Genomic DNA, 19,496 nt, shown 5'->3' on the forward strand with positions numbered 1-19,496 from the left:
GCGCGGCGGTCACCCCACCCAGGACCAGGTGGCGGTGCGCACGTCCGAGTCCGGTTCGCGGCGCAGCCGCACCCGCAGGTGCCGTTCGGTGAGCGCCTCGACCAGTCCCTCACCCCATTCCACGACGACCACGGCGGCGGTCAGGTCGGTGTCGAGGTCGAGAGCGTCGAGTTCGTCGAGGGCGTTCGGTCCGTCCCCGAGGCGGTAGGCGTCGACGTGGATCATGCCCACGGGTTCGCCCTCGGTGCGACCGCCGGGGCGATGCTCGCGGGCGATGACGAAGGTGGGCGAGGTGACCCGGCCCTGCACCCCGAGGCCTGCCGCGATGCCACGGGTCAGGGCGGTCTTCCCGGCGCCGAGCGGTCCGTCCAGCACTACGAGATCGCCGGCGTGCAGTTGTTCTGCCAGGCGCCGGCCCAGTGCCTCGGTGTCCTCGACCGTGGGCAGCTCGGCGCTGCGCTCGGTGTGCGTGCCGGCGGCGAGATCGTCACCCAATTGCGGCGCGCCTCCTGCCGGCGTCGTGGGCGAACCCGCGTTGGATCAGCCGGTCGAGCGCACCGACGACGACCTCGGGGAATTCGAGTTGCACCAGGTGCCCGGCGCCGCGGACCCGCTTGAGCTCGACGTCCGGGAGTGCCGCCGCGAGTTCCTCGGAGCCGGAGAACGGGATGATCATGTCGGCGTCCCCGCACAGCACGAGGGCGGGCACCCGACCCAGCACCGGCAGGGCCGCGGACTCGTCGTGCAGTTCCAGGGTGCGCAGGAAGTTCACGATGGTCAGCACCGAGGTTTCCGCCAGCATCCGGTCGGAGAATTCGACGAGCTTCGGGCTGACCACGGTCCCGTAGGACGCCGCGCGCAGGATCGGCGCGATGATCGCCTTGGCGGCACCGCGGGTGTACTGCACGAAGCCCGGCGCGGTGCGGGCCAGGTGCCGGAATCCGTCGATCACCGGGTTCTCGAGGTTGCGGCCGATGCCGGTCTTGGTCAGGCCGGCCGCGGTGGTGGCGAGCAGTCCGACGCCGGCGATGCGTTCGTCGAACAGTTCCGGGCGCTGCGCAGCCAGCGCGATGGTCGTCATTCCGCCCATCGAGTGCCCGACCACGACCACCGGGCCGGTGGGGGCGACCGTGTCGATGACCGTCCCCAGATCGCGGCCGAGTTGGGCGATGGTGCAGGACTTCGACCTCGGCGCGCCGGACTCCCCGTGGCCGCGCTGATCGTAGAACACCATCCGCACGTCCTTGCCCCAGCGCTCCTGCAGGTGCCGCATCTGCAGGTGCCAGGACTGCATGCGCAGGCAGTACCCGTGCACGAACACGATCGTCAGCGGCGCCAGAGCCGAGCCGACCTCGCGCACGGCGAGTTCGACGCCGTCCTCGGTGCGGACGGTGCGCTTGGGCAGCGCGAGCATCGCATCGAAGTCTTCCTCGCCGTAGATCTCGTGCGCGGGCAGGCCCGCGGTGCGCACCGCGTACAGTCCCGCGTTCGAGCCGAGCGTGGCCAGGCTCGCACCCAACAGTCCCAGACTGCCCAACAGCGTCATCGCCGCTCGCCTCCTCCGCCACCGACGTAGGTGCGGACGGTGCGCCCGCCCACGCCGGTGACCACCTCGTAATTGATGGTGTCCAGCAGGTCTGCCCACTCCTGCGCGACAGGCTCGCCGTGACGACCGTCACCGAAGAAGAACGCGGTATCGCCTTCTTTTACTCCGTCCCCGTCCGGTCCGAGATCGACCACGACCTGGTCCATGCACACGCGGCCGAGCTGAGGGCGGCGACGTCCGCCGAGCTGCACCTCGAAGCGGCCGCTGAGATTGCGCCGGATTCCGTCGGCGTAGCCCATCGGCAACAGGGCCACGGTGGTGTCGACGGGCGCCACCCAGCGATGCCCGTACGACACCCCGGACCCTGCACGCACCTTCTTCACCAGCGCCACCCTCGTTCGCAACGTCATTGCGGGCCGGAACCCGAAGTCCCCGACCTCGGGGATCGGGGACAACCCGTACATCGCTATACCCGGTCTGACCATGTCAAAACGCAGGTCAGGACGCGTGACAGTGGCTGCCGAGTTCGACAGGTGCACCACCTCGGGTCTCATGCCGTGGCGGCTCAGATCCGCGACGGCCTCGCGCAACCGGTCCCGCTGGCAGTCGATCTCGGGGTGACCGAGTTCGTCCGCGTGTGCGAGATGGGAAAAGGCGCCGCGCAGCCGGATCGCGCCCTCGGCGCGGGCCCGGCCCAGGTCCTGCAGAAATTCCGGCCATTCGTCGCGTGCCACGCCGTTGCGGTTGAGTCCGGTGTCGATCTTCGCGGTGAGCACCGCGGTCACGCCCGTTTCCCGAGCTGCGGCAACGATCGACGCGAGATGCCGGGTCGACGAAACCCCCAACTCGACGCCGGCGGTGATCGCGGGTGCGAAATCGGCGTCGACGGTGTGCAGCCAGGACAACACGGGCACGTCGATCCCGGCGCGACGCAGTTCGAGTGCCTCGGTCAGGGTCGTCACCCCCAGCTCGCGCGCCCCGGCGGCCACGGCGGCCCGCGCGACCGGGACGGCACCGTGGTTGTATGCGTCGGCCTTGACGACGGCCATCACCGCCGCCTCCCCGGCGAACTCCTGCAGCCGCCGCACGTTCTCGGCCACGGCGTCGAGGTCGATCAGCGCCTCGGCCTGCGGCAGGTCGTGGTGGAGGTGGTTGCGGGGTCGGGGTTCGGCCGTGGTCATGGGTCCCGATCCTGCCACTGCGGGCGAAGTGGCCCGCAGCACGGTCGACGGTGTCGGGTCACGATTCGGCCATGCCCCGCAGACGGCGTACTGCCGTGGGCACCCGGTCGAGGATCGCACTCGCCGACGTCGGCGCCCCGGCGCCGTCGACGCCCCCGCGCGCGGCCGTGTCCGCCGCGAACGCATGGGCCCGCGCACCGGCCGCGGCGGCGAGGTCCGGGGCCATACCGGCGGACATCAGTGCCCCGATCATCCCGGACAGGACGTCGCCCGCCCCGGCGGTGGCGGCCCACGACCCGCCGGCCTCGTTGACGAACACGTGCCCGGCCGGGTTCGCGATCAGCGTCGAGCGGCCCTTGAGCAGTACGTGCACTCCCCAGTCGGCGGCCAGGGCTCGCACCGCCGTCACCCGGTCCGGCTCGGGCCGGCGGCCGGTGAGCCGCGCGAACTCCCCGGCGTGCGGGGTCAACAGCGTCGGGGCGTGTCGGCCGCGGACCAGTTCGGGCTGCCGGGACAGCAGCGTCAGCCCGTCGGCATCGACGAGGACGGGCAGATCCGTCGCCAGCACCTCGCGCAGGGTGTCGGCCGCCTGGTGATCGGTGCCGCCGCCGGGCCCGATCACCCACGCCTGGACGCGGCCCGCCTCGGCGAACGACGGCGCGGCCACCACTTCGGGGAACCGGGCCAGGACGACGGGCGCGGCGCTGCCGGCGTAGCGGACCATGCCGGACGTCGCGGCCACCGCCCCGCCGGCGCAGAGCACGCCGGCACCCGGGAACCGGGCGCTCCCGGCGACGATGCCCACGACGCCCTGGCTGTACTTGTCGTCGTCGGCGCCGGGCACCGGCCAGATCGCGCCGATCTCGGCCGGCTCGGCCGCCACCAGGTGCGCCGGGGACAGGTCGAGACCGATGTCGACGAGCTCGACCCGCCCACAGCGGGCCGGGGCGAGGACGTGGACAGGCTTGTACGCACCGAACGTGACGGTCACGGCCGCGGTGACGGCCGGTCCGTCCACGGCACCGGTATCCGGGTCCACGCCGCTGGGGGTGTCCACGGCGACGATCGGCGCGGTGATCTGCTCGACGACCGCCGCGGCCGCCGGGCGCAGCGGGCCCCGGCCCGAGATGCCGACGATTCCGTCGAGCACGAGATCCGGGTCACCGATCCGCCCGGGATCGGCCGGCACGAGGCGTCCCCCGGCGGCACGCAGCGCCGCGGCCCCCGCCTGATGGGCCCGCTCCGGGTCGAGGAGCAGCGCCGTGACCGCGACCCCGCGGCGACGCAGGAACGCGCCCGCCCACAGGGCGTCGCCGCCGTTGTCGCCCGATCCGACGAGCAGGCTCACGTGCCGACCGGCGACGGAACCGGTGCGCGCATGCAGTTCCGTCGCCGCGATCCGGGCGAGCCCGAACGCGGCACGACGCATCAACGTGCCCTCGGGCAGGGCTGCGAGCAGCGGCGCCTCCGCCGCCCGCACCTGCTCACACGGGTAGTAGCTGCGCATCGGGTCTCCCGCCGGGGTCGCTATTCCACCGTCACGGACTTGGCGAGGTTGCGGGGCTTGTCGACGTCGTAGCCGCGGGTCTGGGCGACCTCGGCGGCGAACACCTGCAGCGGCACGGTCGACAGCAGCGGCTGCAGCAACGTCGGCGCCGCCGGGATCTCGATGAGGTGGTCGGCGAACGGCCGCACCGCCTCGTCGCCCTCCTCGGCGATCACCACCGTCCGCGCGCCCCGGGCCTGGATCTCCCGGATGTTGCTCAGCAACTTCGAGTGCAGCACCGCCCGCCCCTTCGGCGACGGCATCACCACGATCACCGGCAGCCCGTCCTCGATCAGCGCGATCGGACCGTGCTTGAGCTCGCCCGCGGCGAAGCCCTCGGCATGCATGTACGCCAGCTCCTTGAGCTTGAGCGCACCCTCGAGCGCCACCGGATACCCCACGTGCCGGCCCAGGAACAGCACCGTCGACGACGACGCCAGCTCCCGCGCCAGCCGCCGCACCGGCTCGACCGTCTCGAGCACCCGCGCGATCAGGTGCGGCATCGCGGCCAGGTCGGCGTACTCGCGGGCCACCTCGTCCGGATACTTGGTGCCGCGGGCCTGCGCCAACGCCAACCCCACCAGGTAGTTCGCGGCGACCTGCGCCAGGAACGCCTTGGTCGAGGCCACCCCGATCTCCGGCCCGGCCCGGGTGTAGAGCACCGCGTCGGCCTCCCGGGGGATCTGCGCGCCGTTGGTGTTGCACACCGCCAGCACCCGCGCCTTCTGATCCTTCGCGTGCCGCACCGCCTCGAGGGTGTCGGCGGTCTCCCCGGACTGGGAGATCGCCACCACCAGCGTCGACCGGTCCAGCACCGGATCCCGGTACCGGAACTCGCTGGCCAGCTCCACCTCCACCGGCAGCCGCGTCCAGTGCTCGATCGCGTACTTGGCCACCAGACCCGAGTGGTACGCACTGCCGCAGGCGACGACGAACACCTTGTCCACATCGCGCAGCTCCTGATCCGACAGCCGCTGCTCGTCGAGCACGATGCGACCGCCGGCGAAGTGCCCGAGCAGCGTGTCGCCCACCGCGGCGGGCTGCTCCTCGATCTCCTTGAGCATGAAGTAGTCGTGGCCGCCCTTCTCGGCGGCCGCCAGATCCCAGTCGATCTCGAACGGCCGGGTCGCCACGTCGGTGTCCCCGTCGAAGTCCGACACCCGGTACCCGTCGGCGGTGATCACCACCACCTGGTCCTGCCCGAGCTCGACCGCGTGCCGGGTGTGCTCGATGAACGCCGCCACGTCCGAGGCCACGAACGTCTCCCCGTCCCCGACCCCGACCACCAGCGGCGTCGACCGGCGCGCCGCCACGATCGTGCCCGGATGCTCGGCGTGGGTGAACACCAGCGTGAACGCCCCCTCGAGCCGGCGCAGCACCGACAGCGCACTGGCCTCGAAATCCCCCGCGGTCGGCCCCTCGGCATACGCCCGGGCCACCAGATGCACCGCCACCTCGGTGTCGGTGTCGCTGGCGAACTCCACCCCGGCCTTCTCGAGCTCCACCCGCAACGGCGCGAAGTTCTCGATGATGCCGTTGTGCACCACCGCCACCTTCCCCGTCGCGTCCCGGTGCGGGTGCGCGTTCCGATCGGTCGGGCGACCGTGCGTGGCCCACCGGGTGTGGCCCATGCCGGTGGTCCCGGCGAAGTGCTCGGCCCCGACCTCGTCGAGCTCGGCCTCCAGATTCGCCAGCCGACCGGCCTTGCGCTCCACCGCCAGACCACCCGCGCCGTCCAGGACCGCCACCCCGGCCGAGTCGTAGCCCCGGTACTCCATCCGCCGCAGTGCCTCCACCACGACATCGAGAGCCGGGCGGTGCCCGACGTACCCCACGATTCCGCACATGGTTAGCAGGGTACTGGTCCGCGACCCGCCGGTAACAACTCGTCCGTGTCCCCGACGGGTGGCACGCGCGAAGCTGATCATCGGCTAACGTTCACGCCGTGGCGGCGAAACCGAAATCCCTGGCCCAGCGGCTCTCGAAACGCGGACCGCACACGGTATTGCGCGGCAACCTCGCTCTCGCAGGTCAGCCGGGCACCGTCTACACACCCGCCGAGGGGTTCGGCCTGCCCGCCGTCGCGTTCGGCCACGGCTGGATGACCGGCCTCGACAAGTACTCGAAGCTGTTCGAGCACCTGGCCTCGTGGGGCATCGTGGTCGCTGCTCCGAGTACCGAACGCGGACCGATCCCGTCGCACCTCGGGCTCGCCGCCGATCTCGGCACCACCCTCGACATCTGTGTGGGCGTGCGCCTGGGGACCGGCCGGATCAGTGTGCACCCCGATCGGCTCGGCCTGGTCGGCCACGGCATGGGCGCGGGAGCCGCGGTGCTTGCCGCGTCCCGGCGCGAGGTGGCGGCCGTCGCGGCGCTCTACCCGGCTCCGACGTCGCCCCCGGCCTCGGCCCTGGCCGCCCGGGTGCACGCGCCCGGTCTCGTGCTCGCCGCGGAGAAGGACCTCGGCTCGATGGGCAGCGACGCCGTCGCCGTCGCCCAGGCCTGGGGCGGCGAGGTGCTGATGCGGGTCGTTCACAAGGCCACCGACGACGGCATGATCGAGGGCCGACGCCTGCTCGCCTTCCTCGGCGTCGGGGGCGCGCAGCGGAACACCCAGAAGGTCACCCGCGCGCTGCTCACCGGATACCTGCTGTACCGGCTCGCCGGTGACAAGACCTACGCGCCGTTAGCCGATCCCGAGGCGGAGCTTCCCGGCTCCGAGGTGCTCACCGAGCCCGACGCGATCGACCGTGAACTCGGCACTCAGATCAACCAGCTTCTCGGACGGTAGAACTCCTCGTCGGCCGGCTCCGGCGCGCGCATCGTCCCGACCGGGAGCTCGTGCGGATCCCGGACGCGCCGTAGGGTCTCGAGGCGGCACGCGACCGCCTCCCGGTGCTCGGCGACGATGCGCTCGAAGCGGCCGGTCACAGCGGCCGTCCCGTCACTGCAGCCGTCCGATCACAGTGGCCCCGCCTCGGCCAGGACCACCCCGTCGCCGGCCTCCTGCTCGGGGTTCGGGTCGGCGCCCTCGGCCCCGGCCGTCCCGGTCCGGCGGGCGGTGTCCGCCCGGGGTCCGGGTATCCCGGCCGGCGCAGGGGGCGCACCGTCACCCGACGCACCCGCCCGCTGGGGATCGGGCGGCAGCGGTGCCGTCGACGTGCCGACTCCCGCATCGCCGTGTTCCGCAGCGCCGTCTCCCGCAGCACCCTCTCCCGCCGTGCCCTGCCCCGGAACGAGGTGTCCCGAATCGGCAACGGGTGTGGGCGGTTCCGGTTCCGTGGCTGTGGTCCCGGCCTGTGAGTCGGATGCGTGCGACGGCGCCCGTGCGGGATCCGGCGGCGCCGGTATGGCCGTCTCGACGGCCTCGGTCACCTCCTCCACCACCGTCGCGGCCAGATCGAGGACCGCGCCGGTGAGACCGCCCACAGCGGTCACAAGTCGTAGCCCCGCCGCGACCAGATCCGTGGATGCGCCCGGCGGCGCCCACGGGTCGGTCACCGGACCCACGTCCCGCACCGCCGGATCCGGTGGCGCGAGCATCGTGACGAGTTCGGCGAACACCGCCCGCACCGCGCGGTCGGTGTCGTCGCACAGGGCGAGGAAGGACTCGACCGCCGCCTCCACGCCGGGCCGGTACACCTCGTCACGCCACCGCGCGCACCAGTGCGTGACGGCGGCGCGGTCGAGATCCGGACCCAGCGCCGGATCCCACGCGGCGAGCTGGCGTGCCGTCGGACCGTCGCCGTCCGCGGCGCCGGCCAGGATGGCGTCGATCTCCTCGACGGTGCGTCCGCCGACGGTCGTGTCCGCGAATTCGGCGGCCGCGCGGGCCTTCTCCTCGACGACGGCGAGCACCGCGGCCGCGGCGTCGGTCAGCGCACGGTGGGCGGTGCCCAGCCCTGCCCGCAGGTCCTCCCCCGCTCGCACATGGCGGACGAGCGCGTCGACCGCACCCGCCGCTCCCCCTCCCGTCCACGCCGTCGCCAGGGCGTCGACACCGGAACGATGCCGCGCGACCTCGGCATCCAGGCCGGTCTCGAGCCGGGCGAAGACGTCGGCGTCCACGAGCAGGACGGCCGGGTCCGTGCCGCGCTGCTCGTCGTAGCGTTCCTCCAGGTGCGAACAGGGCGGCAGGCCGGGAGCGTACCGCTCGGCGCGCGGAAGATGCTCGGCGAAGAAGCGCAACCCGACCCGTCCCCCGTCGAGCACCAGGTCGAGCCGCCGCTCGCCCCCGGTCACCGGGATGCCGTCGGCGGCATGTCGACGCCCCGCAGGACGGAGTCGGTCTCCTGGTCCAGCCACGCGTACCCCCCGGCCGCGCGGCGCAGCGCCGACGCGTGTGCGGCCGTCGCTGCCGACCACTCCACCACCGCGCGATGCAGTCGGTCGTAGCACGCCCGCACCGCTTCGGCCTCGGACCGGTAGCGGTCGTCGACCGCGTCCGGGCCGAAGCCGACGGTGTGGAACGCACGCGCACGGCAGTCCGCGTCGGTGGCCGAGTCCGCCAGTCCGTCGGCGACCGACCGGACCACCGCGCCGTCGAGTCCCATTCCGTCACGCACCGCGCCCCCTCCCTCGTCCCCCGGAGGATTGGACGCAGCGGGCGGCGGTTCGGTTCCCGGGCGGAGAAGCGCCTCAGACGGCGGCGACAGCTCCCGCGAGGCGATCGGCGAGCGCGCGGGCCAGTGCGTCGTCGGCGGCCTCCACCATGACCCGCACCAGCTGTTCGGTGCCGGACGGGCGCAGCAGCACCCGGCCGGACTCACCCAGTTCCCGTTCCGCGGCGGCTACCGCGTCGGCGACGGCCGGTGCCTCGGCAACCGCGGACTTGTCGGACACAGGGACGTTCACCAGCACCTGCGGCAGAGTGCGCATGACGGCGGCCAGGTCCGCGAGGGACGATCCCGTCGCCACCATCCGCTCCATGAGACGCAGACCGGTGAGCACCCCGTCACCCGTTGTGCCCAGCGCCGGCAGCACGATGTGACCGGACTGTTCGCCGCCGAGGCTGAAGGAACCGCGCCGCAGCTCCTCGAGCACGTAGCGGTCACCGACCCCGGCGGTGACGACGGTAATCCCGGCTTCGCGCATCGCCAGGTGCAGGCCCAGATTGCTCATCACGGTGGCGACGAGCGTGTCGTCGTGCAGTTCGCCGGCCTCCCGCATCCCGAGGGCGAGGATCGCCATGATCGCGTCGCCGTCGACGACGGCGCCCGTCGCATCGACCGCGAGGCACCGGTCGGCATCGCCGTCGTGGGCGAGACCGAGGTCGGCGCCGTGCTCGACGACCGCGGCCCGCAGACCCTCCAGGTGGGTCGAACCGCACCCGTCGTTGATGTCGAGCCCGTCCGGTTCCGCATGCAGCGCGACGACGGTGGCCCCGGCCGCGGCGTACGCGGCCGGTCCGACGTGCGACGCCGCGCCGTTGGCGCAGTCCACGACCACCGTCAGTCCGGTCAGCGGCGTACGCAGCGCCGACGCGAGGTGTGCGAGATAGCGATCGGCCGCGTCGGCGGCGGTCCGCACCCGGCCGACACCCGCACCGGTGGGACGTGCGACGACGCCCTCACCGTGCAGCATCGCCTCGATGCGGTCCTCGACGGTGTCGTCGAGCTTGTGGCCGCCGGCCGCGAAGATCTTGATGCCGTTGTCCGGCATGGGGTTGTGCGACGCGGAGATCATCACGCCGAGGTCGGCGTCGTAGGCGTCGGTCAGGAACGCGACCGCCGGAGTGGGCAGCACCCCGACCGACAACACGTCGACGCCGGCCGCCGCGAGACCCGCGGTCCCCGCGGCTTCGAGCATCTCCCCGCTCGCGCGGGGGTCGCGGCCCACCACCGCGACGGGGCGCCGCCCCTCGGCACCGTTCGCCAGCACGGTCGCGGCCGCTCCGGCGAGTCGCATCGCCAGTTCGACCGTGAGCTCGGCGTTCGCCAAGCCTCGCACGCCATCGGTACCGAACATCCGACCCATCGAGCAAAGTCCTCCACGTCGAGAAATGCGGCCTGCGCCGCCTGCTGTCGCAAAAAGTACGTCAATGCACGAGAGCAGGCGTCCGGTAGCGAATTCTCTACCGGCGCCTGCTCTCGTGGTCGAACAGGTGCCGAGGCTGACGAGGTCAGCGTCGGCGGCACATCAGCGCTTGGAGTACTGCGGTGCCTTACGGGCCTTCTTCAGGCCGTACTTCTTGCGCTCGGTGGCACGCGGGTCACGCGTGAGGAAGCCGGCACGCTTGAGCGCGGGACGGTCCTCGGCGGTGACCTCGATCAGCGCGCGGGCGATCGCCAGGCGCAGGGCGCCTGCCTGACCCGACGGGCCGCCGCCGTGCAGGCGGGCGTGCACGTCGAACTGCTCGGTGCGCTCGACCGTGACCAGCGGCGACTTGACGAGCTGCTGGTGCACCTTGTTCGGGAAGTAGTCCTCGATGGTGCGGCCGTTGAGCACGAACTTGCCGGTGCCGGGCACGAGGCGGACGCGGACGACGGCCTCCTTACGGCGGCCGACGGTCTGCACCGGGCGGTCGAACACGATCGGCGCAGGAGCGACAGCGGCCTCCTCGGCCACGTACTCGTCCGCGGCGACCTCGACGTTCTCGGTGTCGGTGTACTCGTCGCTGTAGTTCTCGTTCACGTTCTCGGTCACTGCGCCACCTGCTTGATTTCGAACGGCACCGGCTGCTGCGCGGTGTGCGGGTGGTTCGGGCCCGCGTAGACCTTCAGCTTCTTCGCGATCGCGCGACCGAGCTTGTTCTTCGGGAGCATGCCGGTTACGGCCTTCTCCACCAGACGGTCCGGGTTCTTCTCCAGAACCTCACCGACGGTGCGGGAACGGAGGCCGCCCGGGTAGCCGGAGTGGTTGTACAGGAGCTTGTCCTGCTTCTTGTTGCCGGAGACGGCAACCTTGTCCGCGTTGATGATGACGACGAAGTCGCCACCGTCCACGTGGGGGGCAAAAGTGGGCTTGTGCTTGCCGCGGAGCAGGTTCGCCGCCTGCACCGCGAGGCGGCCGAGCACCACGTCGGTGGCGTCGATGACGTGCCACTGGTGGGTCACGTCGCCGGCCTTCGGTGTGTACGTAGACACAGATCTTCCTCGTCTATCGTGTCGCTGCTGGCCCGCGCGTCGTCGATGATCACCCTCGGCGGCCAGTTGGGACCCGAGAAGCGACGTTCGCCGCGCACGAAGCAACGACGACGTACGACACGCCAACGGGACACGATACCGGGGACGTGTCCGCCCGGTCAAAACAGCACTCGACCCGTTCGACACAGCATCCAGCCCGTTCGACACAGCACCCGGCCCGTTCGACACAGCACCCGGCCCGTTCGACACAGCACGACGTCCCGGCGGCCTCTCCACCACCGGGACGTCGCTCGTCACCCGGGTCGTCTCAGGCCTGCCACCTCCGTGCCAGCTCGGATTCGACGCTGCGCATCTCGTCGTTGCCCCGCGCCACGGCGACGGCGATCTGGTCGAGCAGCAGGTTCAGGTCGGCGGACGCCCGATCCCACTTCTGCTGGGTGACGTGGTACTCGGACCGGGCCTGCCCGTCCCAGGTCTGCACCAGCGGTTCGACCTGGGATCTGATCCGGTCGAGCGTGTCGTTCATGCCGCGCTGCAGCCCGACGACGCGCGCATGCAGGTCGTCGATGCCACCGAAGTCCTGCCGGATCACATCGGGTCCACTCATTCGTTCTCCTCGGGTCGGGTCGTGCGGACGGAATCGGGTCCGGTCGGTGCCGGACCTTCGGGGTCAGTAGGTGCCGTGGAGGCTGTCGCCGAGGACGTTCAGCGACTGCGCCTGGGCCTCGACGGTGCCCTCGTACGCCCGGCCGTTGGTGCGGATGCCGGCGACGATCGCGGCCAGCGCCTCGTTGAGCTGAAGGGCACTGCGGTCCCATCGCGACATCACGTCGGTGAACGCCATTCCCGACCGGCCCTGCCACACGTCCGGCGACGACGAGACCGTGGTACGCAGCGCCCCGAGCAGTTGTTCGAGCTCTCCGTGGGAGTCCTCGATCTGCCGCGCCGCCGTCTCCATGGTCGCGACGTCGGTCGCCACCCGATTCGAACTGCCCTGCCCTGGTTGCGTCACGCCTGTCTCCTCTGCAGTTCCGCGTTCCGTGTCCCTTCGGACCCCCGTGGCCGAAGCGGTTCGCGCCTACACCGATTGGACGCAGTGCCGGGCCGTCAGGTTCCCTTCTCGGCGAACGAGGCGATCCGCTACGCGACCGTCACCGTGTGCACGGCCTGCTCGCATTCGTTCTTGATGCCCGACCATTCGCCGGTGAGGAATTGGCATCCGACCGCGACCTGGATGCCGGACTCGACCACGACGAACCAGCGCACGAGCGAGAAGTCGTCCGGCGCCTCCACATAGGCGATCACCGGACGGTCCGCGAAGGTGGTGTCGGCGTCGAGGTCGCGGATCACCTCGCCTCGTTCGGCCGCGCGGCGGGCCAGCACCTCCCCCACGCCGGCCAAGTCCAGATGACGACGAAGAATGCTGTGCACCAGCACTATTCGGCGATCACTCCCGCCCACCGGGACGAGTTCGGCACGGTCGGCACGGGCCGGGCCACGAAGCGCCCACCCCTCCGGCAGCTCCAGCCGGACGGGCCCGAGCACGTGCCGCACCGAAGGAGCCCTCGGCGTGGGAGATCTCGTCCCCGGGGTCACGCCGCCCGCGTCGCCCGCGGCGGGATCGTTCACGATTTCCTCGTGCAGGTCCGCACGGTGCCCGGAAGTCCACACCAGGCCGACAGCTGCCACGGCTGCCACGGCGGCCACGACTGCGACGACTGCGACGACGGCAACGCCCCGACGCATCCGGCCGACCGGCCGGGACGCCGGCTCGGTGTGCAGCCAGCGCGGTGCCGCCGCCGCGTCCGCCGGCGGCTCGGGGCCGGGATCCGGCACCGCGGCCAGCATCTCGGACGCTGCGACCGGTAGCACCCGGATGCCACGGCCGAGCCGCTCGGCGATGCGCTCGCACAGCGGCATTCCGGGTGGCTCGCCCGGACTGCCCGTCACGAGGACGACGTCCGGATCGACGGACCCACACACGTTCCGTATCAGCTCGTCGAGCCGGCGGGCCCCGGCCGGAGAGTCCAGCAGCCCCTCGTCCAGGTCGGAATCCCGGGCGAGCCGGTCGACCTCGCCGTCGGGGGTGGTCAGCGCCGTCGTCGTCACACCGGCGCCGTCGACCTCCACGACCGCGTACCGCTCGCCGTCGCCCGGCGGCGCGGTGCGGCGCGCGGCGACCGCGGCGGTCACGAGGACGGCGTGCCGCGCGACCTGCCGCGCGGCCGTGTGCAGCTGCGCTCGACGACGTTCGCCCCACTCGGTGGGATGCACCACCGTCACGGTGTCGAGATCGTCCGGTGCCCCTGCCGTCGCCGCCGCGTACCCGAGCAGGGCGGCCGGGTGCGCATCGTCGTCCGAACGGGGCTCGGGCGCCGCGGCGGGAATCGTCACGGTCCGATCGGCCCACCGTGCGTGGATCCGTCCCGGGACGACCTGCATATGCAGCGTGCGGACGTCGCTCATTGCGGGAGCAGCCAGGCCGTCTGCACGAGCGTCTCCCCGTCGCGCTGCACGAGGGTGCCCCGCCCGGGCGGCATCGGACGCGGACGCGCGGTACCCACGAGTGCACCCTCCTCGCGGTTGCCGCTCATCACGAGACCGGCCGACGACAGTTCCCGCAGCCGCGCGATGACCGGTTCGAAGAGTGCCCGCCCGGCCCCTCCGGAGCGGCGTGCCAGGACCAGGTGCAGCCCGACGTCCTTGGCCTGGGGCAGGTATTCGAGCAGGGGCGTCAGCGGCGACTGGCTCGCGGCGGAGACGAGGTCGTAGTCGTCGACGACGACGAAGACCTCGGGTCCCGACCACCAGGAGCGTTCCCGCAGCTGCTGCTGGGTGACGTCGGGACCGGGCATCCGCCGCTCGAACACCGCCGCTAGGTCGCGGGACATCGCCGACAACGTCACGGCGGACGGTGCGTATCCGCCGAGGTGGTCCCCCTCCACGACGCCGAGCAGGGTGCGCCGGTAGTCCCCGACGATGATGCGGGCCTGCGCCCCCGTGCGGGACTCCATGAGGCTGCGGCAGATGCCGCGGAGCACCGTCGTCTTCCCGCAGCCCGAATCGCCGAAGACGAGCAGGTGAGGCTGTTCGGCGAAGTCGATCCCCACGGGGGCCAGTTCGGCCTCGTCGATGCCGAGCGGTACGAACAGCCGCCGTTCCCCGGCCGCGCCGCCGCCGGCGGCCCACCGGTCGCCGAGGGCGGCCAGGACGTCGGCGCGATCGACGAGGTCGGGCAGCATCCGGACGACCGGGGCGGGGCGACCCGGTGCGGCCGCGGCGACGGCGGCCACGGCGTCCGCCAGTCCCGCGGCGAGATCGACGGTCTCGGAGCTGCCGTCGACCCGCGGCAGCGCGGCCAGTACGTGCAGCCCGTCACGGTCGATGCCCCGGCCCGGCCGGCCCTCGGGTACCGCCGCCGCCTTCTTACGGCCGTACTCGGAGTCGGCGGGATCACCGAGGCGCAGCTCGAGACGGGTCCCGAGGTGGTCCCGCATCGCCGGTCGCACGTCACCCCAGCGCGGCGCGGTGAGCACCACGTGGATGCCGAAGGACAGCCCCTGGGCGGCCAGCACCGCGACCTGCGGCTCCAGGGCCTCGAAGTCCTGCCGGATGCTGGGCCAGCCGTCGATCACGAGGAACACGTCGCCGAAGGCGTCCACGTCCGCACCCGGCCCGCCGCCGGCCCGGCGACGGCGCAACTCGGCCATCGATTCGAGGCCGAGTTCGCCGAATCGGCCCTCCCGGCGCCGCAGCAGGGCGGTCAGCTCGGCGATCGTCCGGCGGACGCGGTCGGCGTCCAGCCGGTTGGCGACCGAGCCGACGTGCGGGAGGCCGGCGAGGCCGGCCAGCGCCCCGCCGCCGAAGTCCAGACAGTAGAACTGCACCTGTTCGGACGTGTGCGTCATCGCCATCGACAGGACGAGGCTGCGGAGCATCGTCGACTTGCCGGAGCGCGGTCCTCCGACGACGACCACGTTGCCGGCCGAGCCGGAGAGGTCCACCACCAGCGGATCCCGCCGTTGCTCGAAGGGGCGGTCCACGATGCCGATCGGCGTGCGCAGGATGCTCCGCGGCAGCACGTCACCGGTCAGCAACGACCGGGGAAGGAGCCGGTCCAGGCTCGGCGCCGCATCGAGAGGCGGCAGCCAGACCTCGTGCGCGGGTGCGCCGTGGCCGCGGACCTGCGCGACGAGGACATCGAGCACGGAGCGGCTTTCCTCGGCAGGGAGGGGATCGTCGCCGGGCTCGACCGGCTCGGGAACGGGTTCGGGCTGCGCCAGGGGCACTTCCGCGGTGGTGAACAGCCGCGGCCGGGCGGCTGCAGTGCCGTGCCGGGTCACCGACCGGTCCGAGCGGCGACGCTCGTAGGGCCCCGACACGTAGGCGGCAGCGAACCGCACGATCTCCGCCGAGTCGCACTTGAGGTATCCGGCTCCCGGCGAGGGCGGCAGGTGGTAGGCGTCGGGGACGCCGAGAACACTTCGGGATTCGTTGGCCGAGAAGGTTTTCAGTCCAATGCGGTACGACAGATGACTGTCGAGTCCGCGTAACCGGCCCTCGTCGATTCGCTGACTGGCGAGCAGCAGATGCATGTGCAGGGACCGCCCCAGCCGGCCGATCGCGGCGAACAGGTCCGCGAAGTCCGGCTGCTGCGTGAGCAACTCCGAGAACTCGTCCACGACGACGACCAGCGCCGGCAACGGTGCCAGCGCTGCACCGCCGGCGCGGGCGCGTTCGTAGTCGCCCACGTTCGCGAAGTTACCTGCCGCACGCAGAAGCTCCTGCCTGCGGTTCATCTCGCCCTCGAGGGCATCCTTCATCCGATCGACCATGGCCAGCTCGTCGGCGAGATTGGTGATCACCGCCGCGACGTGCGGCGCCGACTCGAGTCCGAGAAAGGTTGCGCCGCCCTTGAAGTCGACGAGAACGAGATTCAGCGACTCGGGGGCGTGCGTCGCGATCAGACCCAGTACCAGGGTTCGCAACAGCTCCGATTTTCCCGAGCCGGTGGCGCCGATGCACAATCCGTGCGGGCCCATGCCACCCTCGGCGGCCTCCTTCAGATCCAGTTCGACCGGTGTGCCGTCGGTTCCGATTCCGATCGGGACCCGCAACCGGTTGCGCCCCCGCCGCGGCGACCATGCCCGGCCGGGGTCGAACTGTGCGACGTCGCCGAGCCCGAGCAGCTCCTCCCACCGGTCCGGCCGATTCTCACCGGCACCGGACTCGGCGGCCCGGTGGGTGGCTCGGTACGGCGCCAGTCGCCGCGCCGCCGTCTGTGCCTGCGCCACGCTTGCTCCGTCCGGCACCGCGAAGGTCTCCACCCGCTCGCCGGCGCGGGCACCCAGGCGTCCCGGACCGACGACGAGTTCGAGTCCGCGGGAGGCCGCCGCGACGGGCATCGACGCGCACAGGTCCAGGATCGTGACGGAGTCGAGTCCGTCGTCGAGGATCCCCGAACCCGAGCCGTGTACGCCCCCGTCGATCACGATCACCAGTTGGGGCACACCGTCGACCGGGGCCGCGTTGCGGGCGAATCGCCCGCGCCCCGTCAGGCGGTCGGCGAATGCGGCCTCGAGATCGCGGACCGACCCGAACACGGCGCGGGCGCTACCCGCCCCGTCGACGATCTCGTGGTTCTGCACGTGCGGCAGCCACTTGACCCAGTCCCACTCGTCAGCCGTGTCCGGCCCGCACACGACGGCGATTCGCAGGACCTCCGTGCTGTGGAAGGTGCACAGTTGCAGGAGCATCGCGCGTACCAGATCGCGTGCCGTGCGGCGGTCGCCGCCGAACGACACGGCCGCGAACCCGCGCAGCGACACCGCGGTCGGCAGAGCCGGCACGACCGAGTGCGCGCGCACGAACCGCCGCAGCGACACGGCTGCCACCGGTTCGAGGTCCTCGACGGGACCGGTGTCGGGAGCGATCAGCCGGGTCGCGAGACGTTGGCCGCTGAGCCCGACCCGGACGTGGCAGAAGTCGGCGTCGGTGCCGCCACGTTCCCACATGCGTACCGTCCCCGCGAGCGTCCACAGCACGGCCGGGTCGGGATGCGTCCATTCGAGGGCGCGCCGCTGCCGGTCCGCGGTGTCGTGGACCTCCCGCCGGAGACCGTCGAGATACCGCAGGTAGTCCTTTCGATCCTCGTCCGCCTCCGCCGCTTTCGCTCCGCCTCCGCGGCTGCCCGCGAACATGCCGACCATCGAGACGACCATCATGAGCGGGAAGACGAGCGACATCGGGCTCCGCGCCACCCCGGAACCGAACATCAGCGCCACCATGCCGATCATCGCCGCGACCATCACGACCGGCAGCAACTTCGCCAGGAGATTGCCCGGCGTCGAGCGCGGAATCTCCGGCGGGGCCTGCATTCCCACCTCGCCCACCGGTACGCGCGGCACCTCGCGCCGCGGCCTGCGCACGAACCGCACTGTCCCCACGAACCGCACTGTGCTCACGAACCCACCCCCACCACCCCACCACGGCAGCCGTCCTCGCGACGGCCGTCCCCCCACGGTCGACGAAGGGTAACGCACACCGGATGGATCGGCATGCAGGCGGACGCGACGGCGTCTGCGCAAGGCGATGTCGTATCGTCTCCGCGAGGTCCGGGCGGGCGGGCGAGCCCGTCCGGACCGAAGCACGGTCGGGGGACGACGGGGGGATGGACGATGACGGCTGCGCATACCGAACCGGGGCGGATCGACCCACCCGAACTCTGCCGGGTGACCGTGCTGGCACGGCACACACAGGTCGATCTCGCCCTGCCCGGCGACGTGCCCGTCGCCTTGATCGTGCCCGGCGTCGTCGACCTCGTCGCGAGTCACCGCGCCGTCAACGACTTCGACCCCTCCGTCGAGCGGGTCGAGCCCGAAGCATGGGCGCTGGCCCGCCTCGGTTCGTCGCGGCTCGCGGCGGCACTGAGTCTGCACGAGCAGGGCGTCCGCGACGGCGATCTGCTCGTGCTCGAGGACGCGTCGACACCGGCGCCACCCCCGCTGTTCGACGACGTGACCCACAGCGTCGCGACCGCCGACGAGGCCGGGACGGGCCGCTGGTCGCCGGGCGCGGCGGCGACGGTCGCGGCAGCGGTCACCCTGTCCGCGACGGCGGTCGGTGCGGGGGCTCTGCTGCGCCTTTCCGCGCCGGAGGGACGGCTTGCCGCCGGGGCCGGCTGCGGCGCACTCGCCGTCCTGCTCCTGCTCGCCGGGATCCTGCTCGGCCGGGCCCGCGACGACCGTCGCCCCGTGGCGCTGCTGTGCGCCTGCGCGGTGCCGGCCGCCTTCGTCACCGGAATCCTCGTGGTGCCGGGGGCCTTCGGACCGGCACACTCGATGCTCGGTGCGGTCCTGTCGGGGGCCGCGGCAACCCTGGTCCTGGTCTCGGCCGACGTCGGACGGGTGCCCTTCACCGCGGTTGCCGCCGTCGCCGCGGTGGCGGCGGCCGCCTTCCTCGTCGCCACCTCGGGAATCCCCGCGTCCGCGGTCGGAGCCGGAGTCGTCGTCACGGCGATGCTGACCGTGACGTTCGCTCCCCGGCTCGCCATGAAGCTCGCCGACCTGCCGCTGCCCCCGGTACCCGGCCCCGGCGCGGGAGCACCCCGGATCGAGGACGGAGAGGACGGCCCGGACGGCGAGGACCGGTCCCTGCCCGATCGGGGCGAGCTCGCGGCGGCCGCCGCGCGGGCACGCGACCACCTCACCGGTCTCGTCGGTGCGGGAGCCGTTCTGACCGTCGCCGGTGCGTGGTGCGCGGCAGCCCCGCTGTCCGGGGACGACCCCGTCGGACCGGGCACCGCCCTGGCGCTCGCCGCTGCGGCGGTGATCATGCTGCGGGGCCGCACCTATACCGACGCGCGCCAGGCGACGCTGCTGGTGGCAGGCGGCGCATCCGTGCCGGTAGCCCTGCTCGCCGCGGCCGCGATCAGCGGATCCGTGCCGCCCGTCGCGGTCTTCGCCCTCGCCGCGGGCGTCGCGGCCGCAGCGCTGGTGTTCGGCGTGGCCGCCCCGCGTCGCTCGTTCACTCCGGTGCAGCGGCGCGCCGCCGAGCTCGTCGAGTACGCGACGATCGCGACGGTCCTGCCGCTGGCCTGCTGGGTCACGGGGCTCTACGCCGCCGTCCGCGGGATCTGA

17 protein-coding genes are annotated in these 19,496 nt (G+C 72.4%); 2 read left to right on the top strand and 15 right to left on the bottom strand.

Annotated elements, in window-relative coordinates; genetic code table 11:
• Window positions 1-9 precede the first annotated feature (9 nt).
• From tsaE to glmS, 5 genes are read right to left on the bottom strand one after another with little or no spacing between them, the layout of a single operon-like run.
• Window positions 10-495: a tRNA (adenosine(37)-N6)-threonylcarbamoyltransferase complex ATPase subunit type 1 TsaE gene (gene tsaE, locus ACWPQI_RS16500; RefSeq protein WP_010595573.1), complete on the bottom strand. Its 486-nt coding sequence runs from the start codon at window positions 493-495 to the stop codon at window positions 10-12.
• Window positions 488-1,546, bottom strand: coding sequence for an alpha/beta fold hydrolase (locus tag ACWPQI_RS16505; protein WP_474738395.1), 1,059 nt, complete (start codon window positions 1,544-1,546; stop codon window positions 488-490). The genes tsaE and ACWPQI_RS16505 overlap by 8 nt, the downstream gene beginning before the upstream one ends.
• Window positions 1,543-2,727 carry an alanine racemase gene (alr, locus tag ACWPQI_RS16510; RefSeq protein ID WP_010595575.1) on the bottom strand — a complete coding sequence of 395 codons (1,185 nt, stop codon included), beginning with the start codon at window positions 2,725-2,727 and terminating at the stop codon, window positions 1,543-1,545. Before alr ends, ACWPQI_RS16505 begins: the two co-directional genes overlap by 4 nt.
• A 58-nt stretch (window positions 2,728-2,785) precedes the next feature.
• Window positions 2,786-4,234 carry a bifunctional ADP-dependent NAD(P)H-hydrate dehydratase/NAD(P)H-hydrate epimerase gene (locus ACWPQI_RS16515; RefSeq protein ID WP_040272370.1) on the bottom strand — a complete coding sequence of 483 codons (1,449 nt, stop codon included), beginning with the start codon at window positions 4,232-4,234 and terminating at the stop codon, window positions 2,786-2,788.
• Between the two features lie 20 nt (window positions 4,235-4,254).
• The gene (gene glmS, locus ACWPQI_RS16520; RefSeq protein ID WP_017679652.1) at window positions 4,255-6,120 is read right to left on the bottom strand and encodes a glutamine--fructose-6-phosphate transaminase (isomerizing); all 1,866 of its coding nucleotides are present in this window, start codon (window positions 6,118-6,120) and stop codon (window positions 4,255-4,257) included.
• Between the two features lie 98 nt (window positions 6,121-6,218).
• Here glmS and ACWPQI_RS16525 point away from each other — a divergent pair, with 98 nt between their 5' ends.
• Complete coding sequence (locus tag ACWPQI_RS16525) at window positions 6,219-7,064, top strand: dienelactone hydrolase family protein (RefSeq protein ID WP_040272368.1); 846 nt, start codon at window positions 6,219-6,221, stop codon at window positions 7,062-7,064.
• Here the strand turns inward: ACWPQI_RS16525 and ACWPQI_RS16530 are convergent.
• The 10 genes from ACWPQI_RS16530 to eccCa form a co-directional block, all read right to left on the bottom strand.
• Window positions 7,037-7,204 (bottom strand): hypothetical protein, encoded by a 168-nt coding sequence (locus tag ACWPQI_RS16530; protein ID WP_162919327.1) that lies wholly within the window; start codon window positions 7,202-7,204, stop codon window positions 7,037-7,039. The genes ACWPQI_RS16525 and ACWPQI_RS16530 overlap by 28 nt on opposite strands.
• A gap of 30 nt (window positions 7,205-7,234) precedes the next feature.
• Window positions 7,235-8,515, bottom strand: coding sequence for a hypothetical protein (locus ACWPQI_RS16535; RefSeq protein WP_048773471.1), 1,281 nt, complete (start codon window positions 8,513-8,515; stop codon window positions 7,235-7,237).
• Window positions 8,512-8,838, bottom strand: coding sequence for a hypothetical protein (locus ACWPQI_RS16540; protein WP_228287067.1), 327 nt, complete (start codon window positions 8,836-8,838; stop codon window positions 8,512-8,514). The genes ACWPQI_RS16535 and ACWPQI_RS16540 overlap by 4 nt, the downstream gene beginning before the upstream one ends.
• 73 nt (window positions 8,839-8,911) lie before the next feature.
• Window positions 8,912-10,249: a phosphoglucosamine mutase gene (gene glmM, locus ACWPQI_RS16545; protein ID WP_474738396.1), complete on the bottom strand. Its 1,338-nt coding sequence runs from the start codon at window positions 10,247-10,249 to the stop codon at window positions 8,912-8,914.
• A 162-nt stretch (window positions 10,250-10,411) separates the two neighbouring features.
• Window positions 10,412-10,918 (bottom strand): 30S ribosomal protein S9, encoded by a 507-nt coding sequence (rpsI, locus tag ACWPQI_RS16550; protein WP_003938048.1) that lies wholly within the window; start codon window positions 10,916-10,918, stop codon window positions 10,412-10,414.
• A complete protein-coding gene (gene rplM / locus ACWPQI_RS16555) occupies window positions 10,915-11,358 on the bottom strand; it encodes a 50S ribosomal protein L13 (RefSeq protein WP_010595582.1) in 444 nt (147 codons plus the stop codon). Before rplM ends, rpsI begins: the two co-directional genes overlap by 4 nt.
• A 307-nt stretch (window positions 11,359-11,665) precedes the next feature.
• Complete coding sequence (locus ACWPQI_RS16560) at window positions 11,666-11,965, bottom strand: WXG100 family type VII secretion target (protein ID WP_225223062.1); 300 nt, start codon at window positions 11,963-11,965, stop codon at window positions 11,666-11,668.
• A 63-nt stretch (window positions 11,966-12,028) separates the two neighbouring features.
• Window positions 12,029-12,370: a WXG100 family type VII secretion target gene (locus ACWPQI_RS16565; RefSeq protein ID WP_228287068.1), complete on the bottom strand. Its 342-nt coding sequence runs from the start codon at window positions 12,368-12,370 to the stop codon at window positions 12,029-12,031.
• Between the two features lie 128 nt (window positions 12,371-12,498).
• Complete coding sequence (locus tag ACWPQI_RS16570; RefSeq protein WP_010595584.1) at window positions 12,499-13,824, bottom strand: type VII secretion-associated protein; 1,326 nt, start codon at window positions 13,822-13,824, stop codon at window positions 12,499-12,501.
• Entirely contained in the window at window positions 13,821-17,804 is a 3,984-nt protein-coding gene (eccCa, locus tag ACWPQI_RS16575; RefSeq protein WP_474738854.1) for a type VII secretion protein EccCa, read from the bottom strand. The genes ACWPQI_RS16570 and eccCa overlap by 4 nt, the downstream gene beginning before the upstream one ends.
• 231 nt (window positions 17,805-18,035) lie before the next feature.
• On the opposite strand from eccCa, the gene eccD reads away from it, so the two are divergent.
• Window positions 18,036-19,496, top strand: coding sequence for a type VII secretion integral membrane protein EccD (gene eccD, locus ACWPQI_RS16580; RefSeq protein ID WP_048773474.1), 1,461 nt, complete (start codon window positions 18,036-18,038; stop codon window positions 19,494-19,496).

This window comes from Rhodococcus sp. LMD, assembly GCF_056108245.1.

Excerpts from the sequence above, each read along its gene's own strand:
- ACWPQI_RS16505 (WP_474738395.1), bottom strand. The coding sequence starts at position 1,546 with ATGACGCTGTTGGGCAGTCTGGGACTGTTGGGTGCGAGCCTGGCCACG.
- alr (WP_010595575.1), bottom strand. The coding sequence starts at position 2,727 with ATGACCACGGCCGAACCCCGACCCCGCAACCACCTCCACCACGACCTG.
- ACWPQI_RS16570 (WP_010595584.1), bottom strand. The coding sequence starts at position 13,824 with ATGAGCGACGTCCGCACGCTGCATATGCAGGTCGTCCCGGGACGGATC.
- ACWPQI_RS16560 (WP_225223062.1), bottom strand. The coding sequence starts at position 11,965 with ATGAGTGGACCCGATGTGATCCGGCAGGACTTCGGTGGCATCGACGAC.
- eccD (WP_048773474.1), top strand. The coding sequence starts at position 18,036 with ATGACGGCTGCGCATACCGAACCGGGGCGGATCGACCCACCCGAACTC.
- glmS (WP_017679652.1), bottom strand. The coding sequence starts at position 6,120 with ATGTGCGGAATCGTGGGGTACGTCGGGCACCGCCCGGCTCTCGATGTC.
- ACWPQI_RS16515 (WP_040272370.1), bottom strand. The coding sequence starts at position 4,234 with ATGCGCAGCTACTACCCGTGTGAGCAGGTGCGGGCGGCGGAGGCGCCG.
- glmM (WP_474738396.1), bottom strand. The coding sequence starts at position 10,249 with ATGGGTCGGATGTTCGGTACCGATGGCGTGCGAGGCTTGGCGAACGCC.